Origin of the sequence: Citrobacter rodentium NBRC 105723 = DSM 16636 (genome assembly GCF_021278985.1) — a bacterium.
GTDB classification, from domain to species: domain Bacteria; phylum Pseudomonadota; class Gammaproteobacteria; order Enterobacterales; family Enterobacteriaceae; genus Citrobacter_A; species Citrobacter_A rodentium.
On sequence record NZ_CP082833.1, the window covers coordinates 2,091,189 to 2,110,635 of the forward strand.

At 56.0% G+C, this 19,447-nt stretch carries 18 protein-coding genes and 1 pseudogene; 13 read left to right on the forward strand and 6 right to left on the reverse strand.

Going from position 1 to position 19,447, the window contains the following annotated elements:
• Positions 1 to 16: 16 nt before the first annotated feature.
• Positions 17 to 1,216, reverse strand: a complete 1,200-nt coding sequence (locus tag K7R23_RS09880) for a YjgN family protein (protein WP_012907407.1) — start codon at positions 1,214 to 1,216, stop codon at positions 17 to 19.
• A gap of 190 nt (positions 1,217 to 1,406) precedes the next feature.
• Here K7R23_RS09880 and K7R23_RS09885 point away from each other — a divergent pair, with 190 nt between their 5' ends.
• Positions 1,407 to 1,904 (forward strand): GNAT family N-acetyltransferase, encoded by a 498-nt coding sequence (locus tag K7R23_RS09885; RefSeq protein WP_012907406.1) that lies wholly within the window; start codon positions 1,407 to 1,409, stop codon positions 1,902 to 1,904.
• Positions 1,905 to 1,947: 43 nt separating this feature from the next.
• Here K7R23_RS09885 and rraB read toward each other — a convergent pair whose 3' ends face one another.
• Positions 1,948 to 2,370, reverse strand: a complete 423-nt coding sequence (gene rraB / locus K7R23_RS09890; protein WP_012907405.1) for a ribonuclease E inhibitor RraB — start codon at positions 2,368 to 2,370, stop codon at positions 1,948 to 1,950.
• A 163-nt stretch (positions 2,371 to 2,533) separates the two neighbouring features.
• Between rraB and argF the strand changes: the two genes are divergently transcribed.
• Positions 2,534 to 3,538 (forward strand): ornithine carbamoyltransferase, encoded by a 1,005-nt coding sequence (gene argF / locus K7R23_RS09895; protein WP_012907404.1) that lies wholly within the window; start codon positions 2,534 to 2,536, stop codon positions 3,536 to 3,538.
• A gap of 49 nt (positions 3,539 to 3,587) precedes the next feature.
• On the opposite strand, the gene K7R23_RS09900 is transcribed toward argF, so the two are convergent.
• Entirely contained in the window at positions 3,588 to 4,040 is a 453-nt protein-coding gene (locus K7R23_RS09900; RefSeq protein WP_012907403.1) for a YhcH/YjgK/YiaL family protein, read from the reverse strand.
• 86 nt (positions 4,041 to 4,126) lie between these two features.
• On the opposite strand from K7R23_RS09900, the gene K7R23_RS09905 reads away from it, so the two are divergent.
• From K7R23_RS09905 to ridA, 6 genes and pseudogenes are all read left to right on the forward strand, one after another.
• Positions 4,127 to 4,267, forward strand: coding sequence for a hypothetical protein (locus K7R23_RS09905; RefSeq protein ID WP_156110309.1), 141 nt, complete (start codon positions 4,127 to 4,129; stop codon positions 4,265 to 4,267).
• A gap of 21 nt (positions 4,268 to 4,288) precedes the next feature.
• Entirely contained in the window at positions 4,289 to 4,768 is a 480-nt protein-coding gene (locus K7R23_RS09910; protein ID WP_012907402.1) for an arginine repressor, read from the forward strand.
• 99 nt (positions 4,769 to 4,867) lie between these two features.
• A pseudogene (gene pyrL / locus K7R23_RS09915) lies at positions 4,868 to 5,003 on the forward strand (pyr operon leader peptide).
• A 2-nt stretch (positions 5,004 to 5,005) separates the two neighbouring features.
• Positions 5,006 to 5,941 (forward strand): aspartate carbamoyltransferase, encoded by a 936-nt coding sequence (gene pyrB / locus K7R23_RS09920; protein ID WP_012907400.1) that lies wholly within the window; start codon positions 5,006 to 5,008, stop codon positions 5,939 to 5,941.
• Between the two features lie 14 nt (positions 5,942 to 5,955).
• Positions 5,956 to 6,417, forward strand: a complete 462-nt coding sequence (gene pyrI / locus K7R23_RS09925; RefSeq protein ID WP_012907399.1) for an aspartate carbamoyltransferase regulatory subunit — start codon at positions 5,956 to 5,958, stop codon at positions 6,415 to 6,417.
• A gap of 81 nt (positions 6,418 to 6,498) precedes the next feature.
• On the forward strand, positions 6,499 to 6,885 hold the full coding sequence (gene ridA, locus K7R23_RS09930) for a 2-iminobutanoate/2-iminopropanoate deaminase (protein WP_012907398.1): 387 nt from the start codon (positions 6,499 to 6,501) through the stop codon (positions 6,883 to 6,885).
• Positions 6,886 to 6,933: 48 nt separating this feature from the next.
• Here the strand turns inward: ridA and mgtA are convergent, their stop codons facing one another.
• Positions 6,934 to 9,642: a magnesium-translocating P-type ATPase gene (gene mgtA / locus K7R23_RS09935; RefSeq protein WP_024132891.1), complete on the reverse strand. Its 2,709-nt coding sequence runs from the start codon at positions 9,640 to 9,642 to the stop codon at positions 6,934 to 6,936.
• Between the two features lie 145 nt (positions 9,643 to 9,787).
• Positions 9,788 to 10,006 (reverse strand): mgtA regulatory leader peptide MgtL, encoded by a 219-nt coding sequence (gene mgtL, locus K7R23_RS25945; RefSeq protein ID WP_148222100.1) that lies wholly within the window; start codon positions 10,004 to 10,006, stop codon positions 9,788 to 9,790.
• A 63-nt stretch (positions 10,007 to 10,069) separates the two neighbouring features.
• Between mgtL and treR the strand changes: the two genes are divergently transcribed.
• The 5 genes from treR (at position 10,070) to nrdG (ending at position 17,461) form a co-directional block, all read left to right on the forward strand.
• On the forward strand, positions 10,070 to 11,017 hold the full coding sequence (gene treR, locus K7R23_RS09940; protein WP_012907396.1) for a trehalose operon repressor TreR: 948 nt from the start codon (positions 10,070 to 10,072) through the stop codon (positions 11,015 to 11,017).
• Positions 11,018 to 11,162: 145 nt separating this feature from the next.
• The gene (treB, locus tag K7R23_RS09945; protein ID WP_024132890.1) at positions 11,163 to 12,581 is read left to right on the forward strand and encodes a PTS trehalose transporter subunit IIBC; all 1,419 of its coding nucleotides are present in this window, start codon (positions 11,163 to 11,165) and stop codon (positions 12,579 to 12,581) included.
• Positions 12,582 to 12,628: 47 nt separating this feature from the next.
• The gene (treC, locus tag K7R23_RS09950; RefSeq protein ID WP_012907394.1) at positions 12,629 to 14,284 is read left to right on the forward strand and encodes an alpha,alpha-phosphotrehalase; all 1,656 of its coding nucleotides are present in this window, start codon (positions 12,629 to 12,631) and stop codon (positions 14,282 to 14,284) included.
• 408 nt (positions 14,285 to 14,692) lie between these two features.
• Positions 14,693 to 16,831: an anaerobic ribonucleoside-triphosphate reductase gene (nrdD, locus tag K7R23_RS09955; RefSeq protein ID WP_012907393.1), complete on the forward strand. Its 2,139-nt coding sequence runs from the start codon at positions 14,693 to 14,695 to the stop codon at positions 16,829 to 16,831.
• A gap of 165 nt (positions 16,832 to 16,996) precedes the next feature.
• A complete protein-coding gene (gene nrdG / locus K7R23_RS09960; RefSeq protein ID WP_012907392.1) occupies positions 16,997 to 17,461 on the forward strand; it encodes an anaerobic ribonucleoside-triphosphate reductase-activating protein in 465 nt (154 codons plus the stop codon).
• Between the two features lie 62 nt (positions 17,462 to 17,523).
• Here the strand turns inward: nrdG and K7R23_RS09965 are convergent, their stop codons facing one another.
• Complete coding sequence (locus tag K7R23_RS09965) at positions 17,524 to 19,434, reverse strand: BglG family transcription antiterminator (RefSeq protein ID WP_012907391.1); 1,911 nt, start codon at positions 19,432 to 19,434, stop codon at positions 17,524 to 17,526.
• Positions 19,435 to 19,447 lie beyond the last annotated feature (13 nt).

Below are 19,447 nucleotides of genomic sequence, written 5' to 3' on the forward strand. Positions count from 1 at the left end.
CTGGCCTTTTTGTTTTTTAGATGAAATAGAGTTTTGGCATCATGCCGCGAGACAATCGCGCCACCAGTCCGTTGTCCACCCGATCGTCACTGTCGGTCAGCGCCAGCGCATCCAGATCGCCTACCACAAACGTATTCTCCGCCAGCCAGCGAATCAGCCACATGCGCAGCAGTGGATAGGCCAGCCCGCAGGTGATCGCCGAAAGCACATACAGACCGCACAGACGGTAGACCATCCCGTGGCAAGTCAGCGTGGAGCGAAAGCGTATTTCACCGTCGGCTAACGTCAGGTTATTCAGGAAGTGGTTACGGAACGCGACAATGAGATAGCTGGTTACAACAGCAATACCCAGATAGTAAATAATCTGCATAAGTATGATTTGCCGATCGAATTCGCTGGCAATCAGCGCCTCAATCTCCGCCTCCGTCATTCCCGTCACGTCAAGCTCAGCCGCTGAACTGATGAGCCCGATCGTGATAACGCCTATTACCACCAGAAACGGAATGAGCGTCGCCATCGAAAGTATCGCGAATTTAATGCAGTGGCGAAGGTTCACCTGCACCGAAAAACGGTGGACGCCAAAGCGCCCTCCCTCGCCGACCATCGTCATCAGACGGCCGTAAGCCACGCCGCTGGTTATTCCCATTCCCGCCAGCGTCACCAGTCCAATGACGCTTGCCATGAAAATAATTTCGCCTATGCTTTCCTGCGGGAGTAGCTGAAACAGGCAATAGATCACCACGAACAGCCCCACCAGCATCAGCACCGGCAGGCCCAACAGATTCCACATCGCCTGGAGCGAAGAAAAACGAAAGCCGAAACGGACGCCGTTAATGGAGGTCATCACCGCCTGGAATTGCAGATTCTTCATTACCAGAATGGGAATCGACAATAACAATAATGCCAGAATCGTCGCGCTCGCGGCAAAATATTCCATGCTGAACAATATAAAACTTACAATATATATCACTAACAGCATCAGCCAGCTTAAGAATATATCTCCACCCGTTGCCTTCCAGCTAAAAGCCTGGCCGTTTAAAGTTAATTGCGAATATATATAGCGGCGGCATTTCATCAGCGCCCACGGCAGGTAAAGCCCAAGCGTGACGATGGAAAGTAAGGTATTAACCAGGCAAATGAGAAAGTAATTGCCGCCATCGCCATTAAACTTAAAAGCGTGCGACGCCGTTTCATTTTTTATAAGATTTTCCTGCATATAAAATCCCTGAAGTTATTTATCCTTAAATAATCGAATTATTAGCAGGCAATAGAATTTACCTGCTAAATTCATAGTATCTTATTATCTGTTTAAATAATATAAAACCTGTGCCTTCCAGGAGACTTGCATCGCCTGACAGAGGGTGCTATTAGTGCCGTTTATTTGCATTGGTTAACCGGGTAGTAAAATGAATGCTGCACAATCCCTTACTCTACGCCGCCTGACGGCTAACGATAACCAGGCTATCGCTGCGATTATCCGTCAGGTTTCCGCCGAATATGGTCTTACCGCCGACAAAGGCTATACCGTCGCCGATCCGAATCTGGACGAACTGTATCAGCTTTACTGTCAGCCGGGTCATGCCTACTGGGTGGTGGAGCACAACGGCGAAGTCGTGGGCGGCGGCGGCATTGCGCCATTGTCCTGTAGCGAACCGGACATTTGCGAACTGCAAAAAATGTATTTTTTACCGGACATTCGGGGAAAAGGGCTGGCGAAAAAACTGGCGCTGATGGCGCTGGATCACGCCCGTGAACTGGGATTTAAACGCTGCTATCTGGAAACCACCGCCTTCCTGCGCGAAGCGATTGGCCTGTACGAACATTTAGGCTTTGAGCATATCAGCGAGCCGCTTGGCTGCACCGGACACGTCGACTGCGAAGTACGGATGCTCAAATCCCTGTAAACGGTGCGGCGGCAGGCGCCGCCGCACTTCAGAACGTCAGGGATTAATGGCGCACGCCGTCGTCATCTTCATCGACGTAGTCTTCGTCGTCGCCTTCACCTTCTTCGCCGTTCGGATCTTCAAAGTAGGTGCCCCAGCCGTCGTACTCGACGTCATATTTCTCCGCCAGGGTCATCAGTTGCTCAACCTGAGCGTCGATCAGCTCGGCATTCAGCGCGCATTCGCTGAGGATATCGCAGCAGATCACCGTGTCGCCCTCTTCCACCTCCAGCTCTTCCGGCTCGGTGACTTCGTAGCCGAGTTTAAACGCTTCTACCGCTGCCTTTTCCAGCGTTTCCAGGTCGTCAGCGGAAAGGTGGTGCTCAATGGTATACAGCGCGTCCGGGTCGCTGCCGTCCTCGAGTAATTCTTCAATAATCAGGCGCGTCTCTTCACGCTGTTCTTCCAGTAGTTCCGGGTTTGCCATAGCTCGTTCCTCATAATGTCCTGCCGATACTCTTATTGTCACATACCGCCGTCATTGCCTCCACCTTTCCGCAAAAGATTTGTTAAACGGGGTTGCAAATGCATAAACACCCATATAAATTGAATTTTAATTCAATAAATGGCCTGTGCCATTGGAGGGATCTATGTCAGGTTTTTATCAGAAGCATTTTTTAAAATTACTCGATTTCACCCCTGCCGAACTCACCGCGCTGCTGCAACTCGCCGCTAAACTGAAAGCCGACAAAAAGAGCGGTAAAGAAGAACAAAAGCTGACTGGCAAAAATATCGCGCTCATCTTCGAAAAAGACTCGACCCGTACACGATGCTCTTTCGAAGTTGCCGCATATGACCAGGGCGCGCGCGTGACGTATCTCGGCTCCAGCGGCAGCCAGATCGGGCATAAAGAGTCGATTAAAGATACCGCCCGCGTGCTGGGACGGATGTATGACGGCATTCAGTACCGCGGCTATGGACAAGAGGTGGTCGAAACGCTGGCGGAATATGCCGGAGTCCCGGTGTGGAACGGCTTAACCGATGAGTTTCATCCGACCCAGCTACTGGCAGACCTGCTGACCATGCAGGAGCACCTGCCGGGGAAAGCCTACAACCAGATGACGCTGGTGTACGCGGGCGATGCGCGCAACAACATGGGCAACTCCATGCTGGAAGCCGCCGCCTTAACCGGGCTGGATCTGCGTCTGGTCGCGCCGCAGGCCTGCTGGCCGGAGGATGCGCTGGTCGCCGAATGCCTGGCGATGGCGAAGAAAAACGGCGGCAATATTACGCTGACGGAAGATATCGCTGCGGGCGTAAAAGGCGCGGACTTTATCTATACCGACGTCTGGGTGTCGATGGGCGAACCAAAAGAGAAATGGGCGGAGCGTATCGCGCTGCTGCGTGACTACCAGGTTAACAGCCAGATGATGGCGCTTTCCGGTAATCCGCAGGTGAAGTTTCTGCACTGTCTGCCGGCGTTTCATGACGACCAGACCACGCTGGGCAAGAAAATGGCGGCGGAGTTCGGGCTGCACGGCGGAATGGAAGTGACCGATGAGGTGTTTGAATCACCCGCCAGCATTGTCTTCGACCAGGCTGAAAACCGGATGCACACGATTAAAGCGGTGATGGCGGCGACATTGTCGCAGTGATGTTGCTGTGTTGCCGGGTAAGGCGCAGCCGTCACCCGGCACGGACTCATTACGCCACCAGCAGTTTAACCACGGCTTTACGCACCTGCGCAGGCGCGCCGACGGCGCACAGCGGTTTGTGCACTTCTCCCGGATAGAAGACCACAAAATCGCCTTCGCTGAGGATTACCGTTTTTTCCTGCTCGCCCGCCGCCAGGAAAGCGATGTCTTTATCGGCCAGCCAGTCGGTGTCCGGCGTATCCGCAGGTAGCGTACTGAAGGTCATTCCTTCCTGCCCTTTAAGTACGATCTGGATATCCAGATAGCGCGCGTGATACTCCGCCCGGCGCTGCTCAAACGGCTCGGTCGTATCTTCGGAAATCAGATAAAACAGTCTGTTACCGTCGATATCATGTTTGCCCTTTTCCGTAGCCTCAGTGACATTGGCTTTAATGTACTCAATAGCTTCGCGCAGCTCCTCGGGAAGCCAGGATTGCAGATGGTGAATATTGCCGACGATCATCTCATACCTCACATTTAAAACATTGTTTCATTTTTAAACGTTATACGAAAATTTTAGTCGGAGCACCACCCCTGACTGATGAAGTTTTGCGTCAGCGCATGTTTCTCGACGGCGAGCGCATTCTGCCTGGCGTGGCGTTGATTATCAGCATTGCGCGCGGCATTGTGGTGGTCGTTGCTCCGCTATCAATAAGACAAGGCGAGAAGAGCGCCAGTCCATTGATATGAATAATAAAGATAAGGTGCATTATGATGGATTACGATGATTTCCCCGCTAAAGAGCAGCAGCAGCTGGCGGTCTGCCAGCGCCTGATTAGCGAAAAAAGGTATCTTTCGCAGGAAGAAATTCGTCGCGACCTGCAAGGACACGGCTTTGAAAACATCAGTCAGTCGTCGGTATCGCGGCTGCTGAGAATACTTGGCGTCATAAAAATCAGAAATACAAAAGGCCAAAAAATTTATTCGGTGAATCCACAGCAGCGTCCGGCACCGGACGCCGCCCGTTCCGTCGCAGAAATGGTGGTCAGCGTCGAGCACAATCGCGAATTTATCCTGATCCATACCGTTGCCGGATATGGCTGCGCCGTTGCCAGTATCCTTAATTATCACGCCCTGCCAGAGATCCTCGGCGTGATTGCCGGCAGCAATATCGTCTGGGTCGCACCACGGGTTGTACAGCGCACGGCGCTGGTGCATAAGCAAATTAATTATTTGCTAAAAATGCATTAATATTCATTAAAACCGTTTGCGTTGAATAAAAAGGGCATGATTTTGCTTGATCCGCAAACGGAGCTGAGTATAATCGCGGACAATTTGCCGGGAGGAAGCATGGTCCAGTGTGTTCGACATTCTGTCTTACCGCGTCTGAAAGCAGACGCTGGCCTGCCGTTTTTCTTTCCGTTGCTACCCTATTCACAGCCCCTCAGTTGAGGGGCTTTTTTTTTGCCCTGGCGTCAGGAGATAAACATGGCTAATCCGCTATATCAAAAACACATCATTTCCATAAACGACCTTAGTCGCGACGACCTCAATCTGGTGCTGGCGACAGCGGCGAAATTAAAAGCGAACCCGCAGCCGGAGCTGCTGAAGCATAAAGTGATCGCCAGCTGCTTCTTCGAAGCCTCCACCCGTACCCGTCTGTCTTTTGAAACCTCCATGCACCGCCTGGGCGCCAGCGTGGTCGGTTTTTCCGACAGCGCCAACACCTCGCTGGGTAAAAAAGGCGAAACGCTGGCGGACACCATTTCGGTGATCAGCACCTACGTCGACGCCATTGTGATGCGCCACCCGCAGGAAGGCGCGGCGCGTCTGGCGACCGAGTTTTCCGGCCAGGTGCCGGTGCTTAACGCCGGCGACGGTTCTAACCAGCATCCGACCCAGACGCTGCTGGATCTGTTTACCATTCAGGAAACCCAGGGGCGACTGGATAACCTGCACGTGGCGATGGTCGGCGACCTGAAATATGGCCGCACCGTCCACTCGCTGACCCAGGCGCTGGCGAAATTTGACGGCAACCGCTTCTATTTCATCGCGCCGGACGCGCTGGCGATGCCGCAGTACATTCTCGATATGCTCGATGAAAAAGGTATTGTCTGGAGCCTGCACGCATCCATCGAAGAGGTGATGGCGGAAGTGGATATTCTGTATATGACCCGCGTACAGAAAGAGCGTCTCGACCCGTCGGAGTATGCCAACGTTAAAGCGCAGTTTGTCCTGCGCGCCAGCGATCTGACAGGCGCGCGTGAAAACATGAAGGTGCTGCATCCGCTGCCGCGAATTGATGAAATCGCCACCGACGTCGATAAAACCCCGCACGCCTGGTATTTCCAGCAGGCGGGTAACGGTATTTTTGCGCGCCAGGCGTTACTGGCGCTGGTTCTGAATCGCGATCTGGCACTGTAAGGGGAGAGAAGAAGATGACACATGACAATAAACTACAGGTTGAAGCGATCAAATGCGGCACCGTAATCGATCACATTCCCGCCCAGGTTGGCTTCAAATTACTGACCCTGTTTAAGCTGACCGAAACCGACCAGCGCATCACCATTGGTCTGAACCTTCCTTCCGGCGAAATGGGCCGCAAGGACCTGATCAAAATTGAGAACACCTTCCTGACCGCCGAGCAGGTTAACCAGCTTTCGCTGTACGCGCCGCAGGCCACCGTGAACCGCATCGACAACTACGAGGTGGTGGGAAAATCGCGCCCAAGCCTGCCGGATCGCATTGAAAGCGTGCTGGTGTGCCCGAACAGCAACTGCATCAGTCATGCTGAACCGGTTTCGTCCAGTTTTGCAGTGAAAAAGCGCGCAGATGACATCGCGCTCAAATGCAAATACTGCGAAAAAGAGTTTTCTCATTATGTGGTGCTGGCCAACTAATTGGGATTGGTTATAAATACCCGGCTCCCTATAATGCAAGGCCTGAGAAAATTCTTTTACCGCTGTACTTCAGGAGAAATCATGAGCAAAACTATCGCGACGGAAAATGCACCCGCAGCTATCGGTCCATATGTTCAGGGCGTGGATCTGGGCAGCATGATCATCACCTCCGGCCAGATCCCGGTTGATCCGAAAACCGGCAGCGTACCGGAAGAGGTATCCGCCCAGGCGCGTCAGTCGCTGGAAAACGTGAAAGCTATCGTTGAAGCGGCTGGTCTGCAGGTGGGCGACATCGTGAAAACCACCGTGTTTGTAAAAGATCTGAACGACTTCGCCACCGTCAACGCCACCTACGAAGCGTTTTTCGCCGAGCACAACGCCACCTTCCCGGCACGCTCCTGCGTGGAAGTCGCGCGTCTGCCGAAAGACGTGAAAATTGAAATCGAAGCGATCGCCGTGCGTCGCTAAGCGTTTCGCCCAAAAATTAAGGCAGCCTGGGCTGCCTTAATTTATTGGTTACTGCCAGCCGTAGCGACGGCTGTAAAAACCTTTCACTAACTGCGTTAGCGTCATATACCCCGCCAGGATGGCCACCAGCCACGGGAAGTAGCTCAGCGGCAGCGCCTGCAATTGCAGATAGCCCGCCAGCGGCGAGAACGGCAGCGCAATCCCTACCGCCATCACCACCATCGTCATTAACAGCAGCGGCCACGCGGCCCGGCTCTGGATAAACGGCACGCGGCGGGTACGGATCATATGCACAATCAGCGTTTGCGACAGCAGGCCCACAACAAACCAGCCGGACTGGAACAGCGTTTGCGCTTCCGGCACGTTCGCGTGGAAAACCCACCACATCACGCAGAAGGTGAGAATGTCGAAAATGGAGCTGATTGGGCCAAAGAAGATCATAAAGCGCCCCAAATCGGCCGGGTTCCAGCGCTGCGGCTGCTGGATCTGCTCGTCGTCCACGTTATCAAACGGGATCGCCACCTGGGATACATCGTACAGCAGGTTCTGAATCAGCAGATGCAGCGGCAGCATCGGCAGAAACGGTAAAAAGGCGCTCGCCACCAGCACGCTGAAGACGTTACCGAAGTTCGAACTGGCGGTCATTTTGATGTACTTCAGCATGTTCGAGAAGGTGCGACGGCCTTCAATGACCCCCTCTTCCAGCACCATCAGGCTCTTTTCCAGCAGGATAATATCAGCCGCTTCACGGGCGATATCCACCGCGCCGTCAACCGAGATGCCGATATCCGCCGCGCGCAGCGCCGGGGCGTCGTTAATGCCGTCGCCCATAAAGCCAACCACGTGCCCTTCGCGCTTAAGCAGGGTGACAATGCGCTCTTTATGCATCGGCGTCAGACGGGCAAACAGCGTGGTGCGCTGCGCCAGCGCCGCCAGCTCGTCGTCGCTGATCTCTTCGATATCGCTACCGATAACCACTTCGCCTGCGTCCAGTCCCACTTCATGACACACCTTCGCCGCCACCAGCTCGCTGTCGCCGGTGAGGATCTTCACCGTGATGCCGCTGGCCTTCAACGCCTTCAGCGCAGGCGCGGTGGTCTCTTTCGGCGGATCGAGGAAGGCGATGTAACCTTCGAGGATCAGATCGGACTCGTCGATACGCTGATAATCCCCTTCCCGCGCCGGCAGATATTTCGTCGCCACCGCCACCACGCGCAGCCCCTGACGGTTCAGCGAATCGGTGACGCGCTTAACCCGGCGCAGCATACTGTCATCCAGCGGCACAATTTCGCCGTTATGACGTACCCGGCTGCAGACGTTAAGGATCTCCTGCAATGCGCCTTTGCACACCAGCTGATGCACCGCCGCCTCTTCGGCCACCACCACCGACATGCGGCGACGTTCGAAATCAAACGGGATCTCATCGATTTTCTGCCAGCGGGCGGCCAGTTCACACGCGGAGGCTTCATCCACGCCTTCCAGCACCGCGGTATCGAGCAGGTTTTTCAGCCCCGTCTGGTAGTGGCTGTTCAGCCACGCCGAGTGCAGTACGTGTTCGCAGGATTTACCTGAGATATCGGTATGATTTTCCAGTACGATTTTATCCTGGGTCAGCGTACCGGTTTTATCGGTGCAGAGAATGTCCATCGCGCCAAAGTTCTGAATGGCGTCAAGATGCTTCACGATCACTTTTTGCTTCGACAGCTTCACTGCCCCGCGCGCCAGCGTCGAGGTGACAATCATTGGCAGCATTTCCGGCGTCAGGCCGACGGCGACGGAGAGCGCAAACAGCGCCGCTTCCCACCAGTCCCCTTTGGTATAGCCGTTAATCACCAGCACCACCGGCGCCATGACCAGCATAAAGCGAATCAACAACATGCTGACGCGGCTGATCCCCTGCTGGAAGGCGTTCTGCTCGGTCTCCTGTTCGCTGACGCGCCCCGCCAGCTGACCAAACCAGGTGTTGCCGCCGGTAGCGATCACGATGGCCTGCGCGGTGCCGCTTACCACGTTGGTGCCCATAAAGCACAGGGTGTCGCACTCGAGCGGGTTGCTGTGCGCGGCTTCACGGCTGGCGGCGAACTTCTCCACCGGCAGCGATTCGCCGGTTAACGACGCCTGGGCGACAAACAGATCGCGCGCCTGTATCACGCGCAGATCGGCGGGGATCATATCGCCAGCCGACAGCTTAATGACGTCGCCGGGCACCAGCTGATCGATCGGCAGTTCAAGCCAGCCGCTTTCCCCTTTTTCGTTAATCACCCGCAGCACCGTCGCGGTGTTGCTGACCATCGCCTTCAGCGCATCAGCCGCTTTGGTGGAGCGGGCTTCCTGCACAAAGTTCAGCAGCGTGGAGATCGCCACCATCAGGCCGATCACTCCCGCGGCGAACAGATCTTCAGTGGCATAGGAGATCGCCCCAAGAATGGTCAGCAGGATATTAAACGGGTTGCGGTAGCAGTCCCACAAATGCACCCACCACGGCGACGGTTTCTGAGTGGGCAGTTGATTCGGGCCGTGCTTTTCGCGCGCCGCTTCCACTTCCGCGTGATTCAGCCCTTCCGGATGGGCGTTGAAGGTTTTCCACAGCGTCGCCTCATCCATCATCGCCGCCTTCAGGCACTGTTCGCTAAGTGAAGAAGAGGGCGAGGTACAGACGTACGTCCGGGCGTTCGGTAACGGATCGCGGTGTACCAGGCGATCGGGTAAATGGCGGCTGAGCCGGGCAAAGAGTTGACGAGTGATATTTTTAAACATAGGTAGTCCCTCCGCGCCAGACATAACGGCGCAGAAATCATTTTCAGGCGTGGCAAAGCCTTACCTGACAGGCAACATAGTAGTCGTAACAGGGACGTTTTAGCGTCGCTGTCTTACGTAGCCGGTAAGACAGCGCAGGGCAGGCTTACCGGAAAAAAACGTATCTCCATCGGGGGAGAGGGGTGGGATCGGGATCCATAAATCCTCCGGTAAGTGAATGATTTAAGCCGTAGATCATACTATTTACGGCGATTCTGGCGATATAATAACTACCTGTGATTAAACGAAACGTATACATAAAATTATTCGCGTCGCCTGACGGCGGCAGCCTGAAGGATGAAGTGTGTAAACAGACTTTGCCCATTGTGTTTCAGATGAGTACAGTTACCCTCTTTACATCACTTGCGGCAGACCACGGGAACACAGGATGCAAAATCGATTGACAATCAAAGACATCGCCCGCCTGAGCGGCGTGGGAAAATCCACGGTTTCCCGCGTGCTGAACAACGAAAGCGGCGTGAGCGAACGTACCCGCGAGCGCGTGGAAGCGGTGATGAATCAGCACGGTTTTTCCCCCTCCCGCTCCGCGCGCGCCATGCGCGGGCAGAGCGATAAAGTGGTCGCCATTATCGTCACTCGTCTGGATTCGCTATCGGAAAATCTCGCCGTTCAGACAATGCTGCCGGTGTTTTACGAGCAGGGCTACGATCCCATCATGATGGAAAGTCAATTTTCAGCGGAGAAAGTCGACGAGCATCTGGGCATGCTGCGACGCCGCAATATTGACGGCGTGGTGCTGTTCGGCTTTACCGGTATTCCTGACGCGATGCTGGCTCCCTGGCAATCCTCGCTGGTGCTGCTGGCGCGCGATGCGAAAGGCTTCGCGTCGGTTTGCTACGACGATGAAGGGGCGATTAACATGCTGATGCAGCGCCTGTATGAACGAGGACACCGCCATATCAGCTTCCTCGGCGTGCCGCACAGCGACGTCACCACCGGTAAACGCCGCCATGAAGCCTACCTTGCGTTTTGCAGGCAGCACAAACTGCATCCGGTTGCCGCCCTGCCGGGTCTGGCGATGAAGCAGGGCTACGATTATGCCGCCAGCGTGATGACGCCCGAAACCAGCGCGCTACTCTGCGCCACCGATACCCTTGCGCTCGGCGCCAGCAAGTATTTGCAGGAGCGGCGGATCGACACCCTGCAACTGGCGAGCGTAGGCAACACGCCGCTGATGAAGTTCCTCCACCCGGAAATCATCACCGTCGATCCAGGCTATGCCGAAGCCGGTCGCCAGGCGGCTTGCCAGCTGATCGAGCAGATTAACGATCGCTGCGATCTGCGCCAGATCGTGATCCCTTCCACTCTCTCCTGAACCGCAAACGAGCACTTTGTGAGCGGTAATTTGTGATCTTCGCTGCGTTTCGGGAACGTTCCCATTTTTAAATATTCATCCCGGATATATGCTGTCGCCAGTTCAACAACACACATTTTCACAGTCATCGCCATGAGGCTTCATGATGAGCAAAATCAAACAAACGGATATCGACCGGCTTATAGAGCTAGTGGGCGGGCGGGAGAACATCGCCACGGTAAGCCACTGCATTACGCGCCTGCGTTTTGTGCTCAATCAGCCTGCGAACGCCAGGCCGAAAGAGATTGAACAACTGCCGATGGTCAAAGGCTGCTTTACCAACGCCGGTCAGTTTCAGGTGGTGATTGGCACCGAGGTCGGCGACTACTACAAGGCGCTGCTGGCGACCACCGGCCAGGCGCACGCCGACAAAGAGCAGGCGAAAAAAGCGGCGCGCCAGAACATGAAGTGGCATGAGCAGCTTATCTCCCACTTCGCTGAGATCTTCTTCCCGCTGCTGCCGGCGTTGATCAGCGGAGGCCTGATCCTCGGCTTTCGCAACGTGATCGGCGATGTGCCGATGAGCAACGGCCAGACGCTGGCGCAGATGTACCCGGCACTGAAAACGGCGTATGACTTCCTGTGGCTGATTGGCGAAGCCATCTTCTTCTACCTGCCGGTGGGGATCTGCTGGTCCGCGGTGAAGAAAATGGGCGGAACGCCAATTCTCGGCATTGTGCTGGGGGTGACGCTGGTGTCGCCACAGCTGATGAACGCTTATCTGCTCGGTCAGCAGTTGCCGGAAGCATGGGACTTTGGCCTGTTCAGCATCGCCAAAGTCGGCTATCAGGCGCAGGTGATCCCGGCGCTGCTGGCGGGTCTGACCCTCGGCTTTATTGAAACGCGCCTGAAGCGCATCGTGCCGGACTATCTGTATCTGGTGGTGGTGCCGGTCTGCTCGTTAATTCTGGCGGTCTTCCTGGCCCATGCGCTGATCGGCCCGTTTGGCCGGATGATCGGCGACGGCGTGGCGTTCGCGGTACGCCATCTGATGACCGGCAGCTTCGCGCCGGTGGGCGCCGCGCTGTTCGGCTTCCTTTACGCCCCGCTGGTGATAACCGGCGTGCATCAGACGACGCTCGCCATCGATATGCAGATGATCCAGAGCATGAACGGCACGCCGGTCTGGCCGCTGATTGCGCTGTCTAATATCGCCCAGGCCTCCGCCGTGGTGGGCATAATTATCGCCAGCCGCAAACATAACGAACGCGAAATCTCGGTGCCCGCCGCCATTTCCGCCTACCTGGGCGTTACGGAACCGGCCATGTACGGCATCAACCTGAAATATCGCTTCCCGATGCTCTGCGCGATGATCGGCTCCGGCCTTGCCGGTCTGCTGTGCGGCCTGAACGGCGTGATGGCCAACGGGATTGGCGTTGGCGGCCTGCCGGGCATTCTCTCGATACAGCCCTCGTTCTGGCAGGTGTACGCCGTCGCGATGGCCATCGCCATTGTTATTCCGATCGTCCTGACCTCGTTCGTTTATCAGCGGAAATTCCGTCAGGGCACCTTACAGATTGTTTGACTCTTTTCGGGGCGCAGCAGCGCCCCGCGCATAACCAGGAATTTACTATGACCACTCTTCCCCACTGGTGGCAAAACGGCGTTATCTACCAGATCTATCCCAGGAGTTTTCAGGATACGACCGGCAGCGGCACCGGCGATCTGCGCGGCGTGACCCTGCGTCTCAACTACCTGCAAAAGCTGGGCGTGGACGCCATCTGGCTGACGCCGTTCTATATCTCGCCGCAGGTCGATAACGGCTACGACGTCGCCAGTTATACCGCTATCGACCCGGCCTACGGCACGCTCGACGACTTCGACGAGCTGGTTGCCCAGGCCAAAGCGCGCGGCATCCGCATTATCCTCGACATGGTGTTTAACCACACCTCCACCCAGCACCCGTGGTTTCACGCGGCGCAGGAGAGAAACAGTCCCTATCGCGCGTTTTATATCTGGCGCGACGGCGAACCCGACCAGCCGCCGAACAACTGGTGCTCCAAATTTGGCGGCAGCGCCTGGCGCTGGCACGCGCAGAGCGGGCAATATTATCTGCACCTTTTCGCGCCGGAGCAGGCGGATCTGAACTGGGAGAACCCGGCGGTGCGCGCCGAACTGAAAAAAGTGTGCGAGTTCTGGGCGGATCGCGGCGTGGACGGCCTGCGACTGGACGTCGTGAACCTGATCGCCAAAGATCAGCGCTTTCCTGACGACCCCGACGGCGATGGCCGCCGTTTTTATACCGACGGCCCCCGCGCCCATGAGTTTCTGCATGAGATGAACCGCGACGTTTTTACGCCGCGCAACCTGATGACCGTCGGCGAGATGTCTTCCACCACCCTGGAACACTGTCAGCGCTACGCGTCGCTTACCGGCAGCGAACTGTCGATGACCTTTAACTTTCACCATCTGAAGGTCGATTATCCCGGCGGCGAAAAGTGGACGCTGGCAAAGCCCGACTTTTTAGCGCTGAAAGCGTTGTTTCGCCACTGGCAGCAGGGGATGCATAACGTGGCGTGGAACGCGCTGTTCTGGTGTAACCACGACCAGCCGCGCATCGTTTCGCGCTTTGGCGACGAAGGCGAATACCGGGTTCCGGCCGCTAAAATGCTGGCGATGGCGCTGCACGGTATGCAGGGAACGCCGTACATCTACCAGGGCGAGGAGATCGGTATGACCAATCCGCATTTCTCGCAGATTACCGACTACCGTGACGTCGAGAGCCACAATATGTTCGCGGCAATGCGCGCGCAGGGAGGCGATGCGGATACGTTACTCGCCATTCTGGCGAGTAAATCGCGCGATAACGGCCGCACGCCGATGCAGTGGGACAAGAGTGAAAACGCCGGTTTCACCACCGGCGAACCGTGGATAAAACTGTGCGATAACTACCCCGACATCAACGTGGCGGCGGCGCTTGAAGATCCTGACTCGGTGTTTTACACCTACCAGCGGCTCATCGCGCTGCGCAAAGCAGAACCGGTGCTGAGCTGGGGCGACTATCAGGATCTGCTGCCGGACAGCCCGCACCTGTGGTGCTATCGTCGGCAATGGCAGGGGCAGACGCTGCTGGTAGTAGCCAACCTGAGCGGTGAATGCCAGCGCTGGCAGCCAGAGCAAAGCCCGGGAGCGTGGCGGCTGTTAGTGCATAACTACGAGGAGACGTCGCCGCAGCCGACGGCGATGACGCTGCGCCCGTTTGAAGCGATCTGGTGGCTGCGGACGTAATTCTGCCGCGCATTATTTGCCCGGTGAAGGTTTAATTGCCGGGCTGAATCCTTCTGACCTCTTGAACCACCTGTTTTTGTTGAATAATTAATCAGAATTTTCCCGAAAGAATTTACAATCCCGCCAGTGCCCGTCATCTGTACGCTCTGATTTTTACTTTGCGCTACATCAATAAAACTTCAAACACTTTTGATGCAAATCACTACATATAGAATTTAAAATGCACGCCGCCCCAACATGTTGTATTAATCGACTACAATTGCTACAACTACAACACGCCGAATCAGGGTGGCATTGTGGATAACATGGGTGCGGATTGCGGGAAGTCATTGGATAGAGAGATGAATAAACACGTCGCGGCTTCCCCGGCCTTTGTGGATAACCTGTTCTTATAAATATGGAGTGATCATGACACCGCATGTGATGAAACGAGATGGCTGTAAAGTGCCGTTTAAATCAGAGCGCATCCAGGAAGCCATTCTGCGTGCAGCTAAAGCAGCGGGAGTCGATGACGCAGATTACTGCGCCACCGTCGCAGAAGTCGTCAGCAGCCAGATGAATGAACGCAGTCAGGTCGATATCAATGAGATCCAGACTGCGGTTGAGAACCAGCTGATGTCCGGACCGTATAAGCAGCTTGCGCGCGCTTATATAGAATATCGCCACGATCGCGATATTCAGCGCGAGAAGCGCGGTCGTCTGAATCAGGAGATCCGGGGCCTGGTGGAGCAAACCAACTCCGCGCTGCTCAATGAAAACGCCAACAAAGACAGTAAAGTGATTCCGACCCAGCGCGACCTGCTGGCCGGTATCGTGGCAAAACACTACGCCCGTCAGCACCTGCTGCCGCGCGACGTGGTGCAGGCGCACGAGCGCGGCGATATTCACTATCACGATCTCGACTACTCGCCGTTCTTCCCGATGTTCAACTGTATGCTGATCGATCTGAAAGGCATGTTGACTCAGGGCTTTAAGATGGGCAACGCGGAGATTGAGCCGCCGAAATCCATCTCCACCGCCACGGCAGTCACCGCGCAAATCATCGCCCAGGTCGCCAGCCATATTTATGGCGGCACCACCATTAACCGTATTGATGAAGTGCTGGCGCCGTTTGTCACCGCCAGCTTCAATAAGCACCGTAAAACCGCCGATGAATGGCAGATTCCGGATGCCGACGGCTACGCGCGCTCCCGTACCGAGAAAGAGTGCTACGACGCCTTCCAGTCTCTGGAATACGAAGTGAATACCCTGCACACCGCCAACGGCCAGACGCCGTTCGTGACCTTTGGCTTCGGGCTGGGCACCAGCTGGGAATCGCGCCTGATTCAGCAGTCGATTCTGCGTAACCGTATCGCGGGCCTTGGTAAAAACCGTAAAACCGCCGTCTTCCCGAAGCTGGTGTTTGCCATTCGCGACGGCCTGAACCACAAGTTTGGCGATCCGAATTACGACATTAAACAGCTGGCGCTGGAGTGCGCGAGCAAGCGCATGTATCCGGACATTCTCAACTACGATCAGGTGGTGAAAGTGACCGGTTCGTTCAAGACGCCGATGGGCTGCCGCAGCTTCCTCGGCGTGTGGGAGAACGAAAACGGCGAGCAGGTGCATGACGGACGCAACAACCTCGGCGTTATCAGCCTCAACCTGCCGCGCATCGCGCTGGAAGCGAAAGGCGACGAAGCGACGTTCTGGAAGCTGCTGGATGAGCGGCTGGCGCTGGCGCGCAAGGCGCTGATGACCCGTATCGCCCGCCTGGAAGGGGTGAAAGCGCGCGTCGCGCCCATCCTCTATATGGAAGGCGCCTGCGGCGTGCGTCTGAAAGCCGACGACGATGTGGCGGAGATCTTCAAAAACGGCCGTGCATCCATATCGCTGGGCTATATCGGTATTCATGAAACCATCAACGCGCTGTTTGGCGGCGAACATATGTATGACAGCGAAGCGCTGCGCGCCAAAGGTATCGCGATCGTTGAGCGTCTGCGTCAGGCGGTGGATCAGTGGAAAGAAGAAACTGGCTATGGCTTCAGCCTGTACAGCACGCCGAGCGAAAACCTTTGTGACCGTTTCTGCCGTCTGGATACCGCCGAGTTTGGCGTGGTGCCGGGGGTAACCGATAAAGGCTATTACACCAACAGCTTCCACCTCGACGTGGAGAAGAAGGTGAACCCGTACGACAAGATCGATTTCGAAGCGCCCTACCCGCCGCTGGCGAGCGGTGGCTTTATTTGCTACGGCGAATACCCGAACATTCAGCACAACCTGAAAGCGCTGGAAGACGTCTGGGATTACAGCTACCAGCACGTGCCGTACTATGGCACCAACACGCCAATCGACGAGTGCTACGAGTGTGGTTTTACCGGTGAGTTCGAGTGCACCAGCAAAGGCTTCACCTGCCCGAAATGCGGCAACCACGACGCCTCGCGCGTCTCGGTCACCCGCCGCGTTTGCGGTTATCTGGGCAGCCCCGACGCGCGTCCGTTTAACGCCGGCAAGCAGGAAGAGGTGAAGCGCCGCGTTAAGCATTTAGGCAATGGGCAGATCGGTTAATCCTCTGCCACGTTGATGCCCGGTGGCGCTGCGCTTACCGGGCCTACGCTTTCGTTTGCCACCTTTTGCCTGCGTAGGCCTGATAAGACGCCATCGCGTCGCCATCAGGCATGACAAGACGGTGCAGGCCCCCTGTTCGGCCTGCGTTCTTTCTGGACATTCGCTATGCAATACCATCAGTACTACCCCGTCGACATCGTCAACGGCCCCGGCACCCGCTGCACCCTGTTTGTGTCAGGGTGCGTCCACGAATGCCCCGGCTGCTACAACAAAAGCACCTGGCGGCTGAACTCCGGCCAGCCGTTTACCAAAGAGATGGAAGACCAGATCGTTAACGATCTGAACGATACGCGCATCCATCGCCAGGGGATCTCCCTTTCCGGCGGCGATCCGCTGCATCCGCAGAACGTGCCGGATATTCTGAAGCTGGTGCAGCGCATTCGCGCTGAGTGCCCCGGCAAAGATATCTGGGTATGGACCGGCTATAAGATCGACGAACTCAACGCCGCGCAAATGCAGGTGGTGGATCTGATCAACGTGCTGGTTGACGGCAAGTTTGTGCAGGATCTGAAAGACCCGGCGCTTATCTGGCGCGGCAGCAGTAATCAGGTAGTGCATCACCTGCGTTAACAAGCCTGTTTATGAAATAGCAGACGAACGGCTTCTGTCAGGGCGTTGCTGGAAAACGCCTCTCAAAAACGGCTCACGCACTCCATCGCCACCGCTTTAAATTCGGCGAAATTCTGGCAGGCGCACAGTCGCGTCATGGTGCGCTCGCGCAGGAAGGTAACGAAAATATCGTAGATCGCCATCGCTTCTTCGTATTCGCTTTTGCTGATGGCGAGTAAAAAGATCACGTGGGCGGTTTCGTCGCCCCAGGCAATGCCCTGCGGCGCAAGGACGGTATAGACCACCGTTTTTTTCGCCAGCAGACCGAGGGCGTGGGGCAGCGCGATGCTGTCGCCAAGCAGGGTGCTGACAATGGCTTCACGCTCAATCACCGAGTCGAGAAACTCCGCGTCGACAAAATCTTCGCTGTGCAGCTGATCGCACAGCGTTTTAAACAGCGTCTGCCTCTCCATCTCGCCGTCGATAATGCGAAAATGGGCGGCATCAAAATATTTATTCAGCATCCACGGCCGGGTTCTGTCTACCAGCACCAGCTTGCCAATCTGCTCGAGCTGGTAGTCGGTAGGAAACGGCGCAATCTGCACCACCGGCTTGTCTTTTTCGCCAATCCGCGCGGTGGAAATCACGAAATCCTCAGCGATGCTCTCGCGCTGCTCATAGTCGCGCAGGGTCAGCGTCCGTACAATCTCAATCTGCGGATATTTACGCGCCAGCACCGCCTCAATCATTCGCACCATCGCATTGCCCGCATCGCACACCAGCAGCACTTTCGGCTGCCGCTGGTAGCCGATGTTGTAACTACGCTCAAGCCCGACGCCAATATGCAAGACCAGAAAACCGATCTCATTTTCGCTGATGGTATACGGCGTGTATTTTCCCCAACTGGATACCGCCGCCAGGGTCATGTCCCAGGCCATCGGGTAGTGCTGTTTGATATTTTCTAACAGCGGATTGGGGATCATGATCTGGTAACGCACCCGGGTGATCATCGTTTTGATATGGGTGAGCAGATCCGCCCGCAGCTGTTCGTCATTCAACAGGTTGTAATTGTACTGGGTATTAATAAATTGCAGGATGTAGTTCACCAGCGCCTCTTCGTCATCGGCGTTGATCGCGCTCGGCGCAATCTCCTGCACCTGGCGGGCGGCGATATGCACCTTCAGCCAGTTCACTTCCGATAGCGAAAGGGGATGATTCGCCAGACGCTGTAGCACCGCGGCGATCTCGCGCGCCGCCAGGCACACATTCTCTTCCACCTCTTCGCTGGCAAATTCCGACAGCGGAAAGCCTTCGCTGATACGACGTACCGCGACGGCGCAGTACAGACGCAGAAACAGCTCGCCTTCGTCGGTCAGGCGAATATGAAAGCGGGTAAAAATGTCCTGCAGAATCGGCTGTAGCTGTGACGGCACGCCGGCATACAGCGCTTCTTCCGTCACCAGCGGATTCGTCGGGTCCTGCTGCGCCAGCGTCCACAGAAGATCGGTCAGACAGGCGCGGATCGCCATTTCGCTGCCGAACAGCTTCATGCCGTGACGCGGACGGGTTTCCAGCGTCAGATGGTAACGCTGCAGCCATTCGCGTACTTCCGCCATGTCGTTTTGCAGCGTCGCCCGGCTGACGAACCATTCATCAGCTAAATCTTCCAGCTTGATGGAGAACGCGGAGGTCAGGAAGCGTACCATCAGATAGTGCACCCGCTCCTGGCTGGAGCGCGGAATACGCAGCATGCTGGGCTGCTGCGTTTGCAGAGACTTAAAACTGGCCGGGTCGTCGATTCTGAGCTGATAACCGTTGCCCCGGCTCAGGATAAACTGCGCGCCGTGCCCGGTAAGCAGGGCGTTGAGCGCAGAGATATCGGCGCGAACAGTGCGCGTGGAGACCGACAACCGCTGCGCCAGCTCATCCTGCGGCAGCGTCTCGTTTTGCAGCATTGCGAACAGTTGCGCTAAACGTTGGTTGGGGAATCGCACGTCACTCTCCTCG

Coding starts and splice junctions, on each gene's coding strand:
- K7R23_RS09880 (WP_012907407.1), bottom strand. CDS start 1,216: ATGCAGGAAAATCTTATAAAAAATGAAACGGCGTCGCACGCTTTTAAG.
- treC (WP_012907394.1), top strand. CDS start 12,629: ATGACCACTCTTCCCCACTGGTGGCAAAACGGCGTTATCTACCAGATC.
- argF (WP_012907404.1), top strand. CDS start 2,534: ATGTCAGGTTTTTATCAGAAGCATTTTTTAAAATTACTCGATTTCACC.
- mgtA (WP_024132891.1), bottom strand. CDS start 9,642: ATGTTTAAAAATATCACTCGTCAACTCTTTGCCCGGCTCAGCCGCCAT.
- nrdG (WP_012907392.1), top strand. CDS start 16,997: ATGCAATACCATCAGTACTACCCCGTCGACATCGTCAACGGCCCCGGC.
- K7R23_RS09885 (WP_012907406.1), top strand. CDS start 1,407: ATGAATGCTGCACAATCCCTTACTCTACGCCGCCTGACGGCTAACGAT.
- rraB (WP_012907405.1), bottom strand. CDS start 2,370: ATGGCAAACCCGGAACTACTGGAAGAACAGCGTGAAGAGACGCGCCTG.
- treB (WP_024132890.1), top strand. CDS start 11,163: ATGAGCAAAATCAAACAAACGGATATCGACCGGCTTATAGAGCTAGTG.
- treR (WP_012907396.1), top strand. CDS start 10,070: ATGCAAAATCGATTGACAATCAAAGACATCGCCCGCCTGAGCGGCGTG.
- mgtL (WP_148222100.1), bottom strand. CDS start 10,006: ATGGGCAAAGTCTGTTTACACACTTCATCCTTCAGGCTGCCGCCGTCA.
- nrdD (WP_012907393.1), top strand. CDS start 14,693: ATGACACCGCATGTGATGAAACGAGATGGCTGTAAAGTGCCGTTTAAA.
- pyrI (WP_012907399.1), top strand. CDS start 5,956: ATGACACATGACAATAAACTACAGGTTGAAGCGATCAAATGCGGCACC.
- pyrB (WP_012907400.1), top strand. CDS start 5,006: ATGGCTAATCCGCTATATCAAAAACACATCATTTCCATAAACGACCTT.
- ridA (WP_012907398.1), top strand. CDS start 6,499: ATGAGCAAAACTATCGCGACGGAAAATGCACCCGCAGCTATCGGTCCA.
- K7R23_RS09910 (WP_012907402.1), top strand. CDS start 4,289: ATGATGGATTACGATGATTTCCCCGCTAAAGAGCAGCAGCAGCTGGCG.
- K7R23_RS09900 (WP_012907403.1), bottom strand. CDS start 4,040: ATGATCGTCGGCAATATTCACCATCTGCAATCCTGGCTTCCCGAGGAG.